The organism is uncultured Megasphaera sp. (assembly GCF_958350005.1).
Classification (GTDB): Bacteria; Bacillota; Negativicutes; order Veillonellales; family Megasphaeraceae; genus Megasphaera.
Window position 1 is genome coordinate 1 of sequence record NZ_CATWFF010000188.1, and the last position, 3,732, is coordinate 3,732.

The following is a 3,732-nucleotide window of genomic DNA, read 5'->3' on the forward strand; positions in this document are numbered from 1 at the left end:
TCGTATGGCAGTATATAGTTATCGTATAATAGACTATAACTAAAAGGAATAGCTTGGCATATAATTGGAGGAATTTTCCATGAGACAGAAAAAGGCAATATCGGACGCAGTTATTGAGCGGTTGCCGCTGTACTACAGGGACTTATTGTTGCTGCAAGATGCGGGAATTGACATTATTTCATCTGAAAAACTGGGCGAACGCCTGGGAATTACGCCGGAACAGATCCGCAAGGACCTGACCTGCTTCGGCGCTTTCGGCAAGAAAGGCGTAGGCTATTATGTAAGCGAACTGTGCCAGCAGATCGTGGAAATCATCGGCCTGCAGCAGCACTGGAAAGTAGGGATTGCCGGCATTGGCCATCTGGGCTGGGCCCTGGCCAACTATAAGACTTTTGGCCGTCTGGGATTCCGGACGACCGGCCTTTTCGACGTAGATCACCGCATTATCGGTCAGAATGTCGGCGGCGTCGTCGTCACGCCCATTGCGGACATGAAAGACGTTATCATGCAGGAAGGCATTCAGATTGGCATTATTACGACGCCGGCGACGGTAGCTCAGCAGGTCGCTGATCAGATGGTAGAAGCAGGAATCAAGGGCATCCTGTCCTTTGCGCCGCTGCGCCTGTCTGTGCCGGATCATATTTTTGTTTTCCGTGAAGATCTGTCTATTGGCCTGAGCCGGATTTCATACTATCTGACCAATAAGCAGAAACCGGTATAATTTTTTTGCCTGAACGCATAAAGAGTGCATAAAGAAGGAATTTCCTTCTCCGTGCACTCTTTTTTTATGATGGCCCCATCCAGGCCTGCCTTAATACAATGGCAGCAACAGAACGATACGCGGCAGGCATAAGGATTGTATTAAAGTTTTGAGAATTTCTTGCTTTTTCGGGACAAAACAGGTAGACTAGGGGGCACAAGCAAAGAGCTTGTAAAATGTATGTAATAGTTGTGTAAAATTTAAACAGAAAAGAGATGTTGCTGCTATGATTTCCACGTATGACGCAATGTTGCGGTTGTTTTTGGCGATTTTGCTGGGAGGCCTCATTGGGTACGAGCGGCAGCGCCATTATAAATCGGCAGGGCTGCGGACGCATATCCTTGTCGCTCTGGGTTCCTGCCTGAGTATGCTTATATCTATTAACCTGGCTATGGAAGCCCTCTATACGTATGGCTTCAACGGCGCCGATCCCGGCCGTATTGCCGCCCAGGTCATTACGGGCATCAGCTTTCTGGGAGCCGGCACGATTATGGCCAACCGCAAGGAACAGATGATTACAGGCCTTACGACTGCGGCCAGTATCTGGGTCGTCGCTGCCCTGGGCCTGGTTGTCGGTGCCGGGTATTTATTTATTGCCATTGCTTCGACCATTATGATTTACATTGTCCTGGATCTGGCCATGCATCTGGATTCGTGGCTGAAAAAGAGAGCCACTGTACCCCTGCGGTTCCAGGTCCTCATGGATGATTCGCGGGAACAGTATCTGGCTATGAGCGAATGCCTGCGGAAAAACCGCATCATTATTGATGATTTTCGTTCCCGTCCCTATGGACGGCTGGAACACCGCGTACTGGTCACTATTTCGGCTCGGGCCAATAAAACCATGACCTATTCGGCACTGCTCAATATGCTTCTCGGCGTAGGCCATGTCTTTGAAGTACGGCCCCTGCCGGCACCGCTGCATAAAGCAAAACCGGCGCCTGTTAAGAAAACAGGGCCGGCACGGGCTGAACTGGTTTAGCGTTCCAGATGGAGCGGTTCTTTGTAGGCTGAAGCTGCCTGTCCGGCAGAAATGTATCCCTGCTCAGCCAGCAAGGTGAGGACGATTTTCTGCCGCGCCCGGGCGGCATCGTAATTTTCCAGGGGATTGTAGTACGTCGGCGCCTGAAGGAGGCCGGCCAGCATAGCTGCCTGAGACAGGCGAAGTTCGTCAGGCTTGCTGTTGTAGTAGGTCTGGCTGGCTTCGTAAATGCCTGTGGCATTGGCGCCGAAGTAGGCCGTATTCAGGTATATTTCCAGAATTTCCTCTTTGCTGTAATAGTGTTCCAGCAAAAAGGCCAGGACGATTTCCTGCCCCTTGCGGGACCATGTCCGTTCCTGTGAGAGAAAGACGTTCTTGACGACCTGCTGGCTGATCGTACTGCCGCCCTGCAGGGTTTCGCCGGAATAGAGATTCACGGCTGTTGCCCGGATGATCCCGATCAGATCGATGGCGCCATGGTCGTAAAACCGCTTGTCTTCCGTGGCGATGACGGCATTCTGTACTGTCTTGGGAATGGAGCGGATCGATACGTACATGGGCAGCGGCTTCAGTTTGACCTTCATGGCGTCCTGAAAATGCAGGTACGGATAGGCTTTCTGGCGCAGCGGCTCCAGCGGCGCACTCCACCACGACGTGTCCTGGGTCTGGGAGACTGTAAAGTCTGTCCGGGCCGGTTTGGATGTATCCGTCCACAGGCTCCAGCCTGCACAGCCAATAAAGGCGATGAGAAAAATAATACACAGTTTAAGTTTCATAAGAATATCGTCCTCAATGCAGATACAATTCGTTCTATACTCCTCATATTGTATCAAATGTATGCAAAATAATAAAGTCACGGCTAACAGGCCGGACATACGTTGAGCCTCGCTCCTTTACAAGGAACGAGGCTCATCTGTTATGAAGGATTCCCGTCCGGCGAAGGCTCTGTCTGCTTCTGCAGGTATACGACGCGTTGCGGGAAGGGAATGTCAATGCCGTTGGCGTCAAAGGTATCCTTGACAGCCGACATGATGGCATAGTATACGGGAATGTAATCCTGACTGGCAACGCGGGGATAGGCAGCAATGCGGACGGAGTTATCGCCAAATTCTTTAATGCCGATTTCCAGGGAATCGGCATTCAGAATGCGCTTTTCCTGCTGGAATACGTCCTTGAGCAGGGCAATGGCCTTGTGGTGATCGTTGGTATAGCTGATGTCAAAGACAAAGGGAATGAGTCGTTCGTCCTGATAGGAACTGTTTGTGACCTGCGTGGACGTAATGATGGAGTTGGGAATGAATACGGTTTTATTGTCTTTCGTAATGACTGCCGTATTGAGTACCTGAATGCCCTTGATGCTCCCTTCGACATTGCCGATAGATACCCAGTCGCCGGCCTTAAAGGGTTTGAAGACCAGAATGAGCAGACCGGAAGCGAAGTTGGACAGGTTGCTCTGCAGGGCCAGGCCGACAGCCAGGCCGAAGGCACCGAAGGCGGCCAGGAAGGAGTTGGTCGGCACGCCGGCCTTGTTCAGGGCCGATAAGGCGACGAGGGCCATAATGCCGTAGTAAATAATCTGACTGATAAAGGTAATGACAGTGTGGTCGTAATTGGCATGGGTCATCATTTTGACGGCCAGGCTTTTGATTCCCCTGGCAATCTGACGGCCAATGATGAAGATGATGATCGCATAGATCACATCCGGGCCATGGGTAATAAGAAGATCTTTTAACTGATCCAGGGCAGATACGCTTTCCGTAACGTGTTCTGTAACGTCCTGCTTGACAGTATTGGCCGCATCGGCGGCAACGGTAGTGATCATGGCATATCCTTTCTGCAGCGTGCATAACAACAATTACGTTTATTGTACGGCATTTGCCCGTATTTGTACAGGTTATTGTCTTCCTGTCTGCAGGGCATGAGCGGCAGCATTTCATGATAATATGATATTTGCTAATCATTAAAAAAGTTTGCTATACTATAAGCAGAC

Annotated in this window: 4 protein-coding genes; 2 read left to right on the plus strand and 2 right to left on the minus strand. The window is 50.5% G+C overall.

From position 1 onward, the window contains the following. The first annotated feature begins 79 nt into the window (after nucleotides 1-79). Together Q3886_RS09180 and Q3886_RS09185 are read left to right on the plus strand one after the other, a co-directional pair. Complete coding sequence (locus tag Q3886_RS09180; protein ID WP_301861120.1) at nucleotides 80-721, plus strand: redox-sensing transcriptional repressor Rex; 642 nt, start codon at nucleotides 80-82, stop codon at nucleotides 719-721. A 286-nt stretch (nucleotides 722-1,007) separates the two neighbouring features. After that, nucleotides 1,008-1,742 carry an MgtC/SapB family protein gene (locus Q3886_RS09185; protein WP_301861121.1) on the plus strand — a complete coding sequence of 245 codons (735 nt, stop codon included), beginning with the start codon at nucleotides 1,008-1,010 and terminating at the stop codon, nucleotides 1,740-1,742. Here Q3886_RS09185 and Q3886_RS09190 read toward each other — a convergent pair. Together Q3886_RS09190 and Q3886_RS09195 are read right to left on the minus strand one after the other, a co-directional pair. Further along, nucleotides 1,739-2,518 carry a transglycosylase domain-containing protein gene (locus Q3886_RS09190; protein ID WP_301861123.1) on the minus strand — a complete coding sequence of 260 codons (780 nt, stop codon included), beginning with the start codon at nucleotides 2,516-2,518 and terminating at the stop codon, nucleotides 1,739-1,741. The two genes, Q3886_RS09185 and Q3886_RS09190, sit on opposite strands and share 4 nt — an antisense overlap. A 140-nt stretch (nucleotides 2,519-2,658) precedes the next feature. Further along, nucleotides 2,659-3,564 (minus strand): mechanosensitive ion channel family protein, encoded by a 906-nt coding sequence (locus tag Q3886_RS09195; RefSeq protein WP_301861124.1) that lies wholly within the window; start codon nucleotides 3,562-3,564, stop codon nucleotides 2,659-2,661. Nucleotides 3,565-3,732 lie beyond the last annotated feature (168 nt).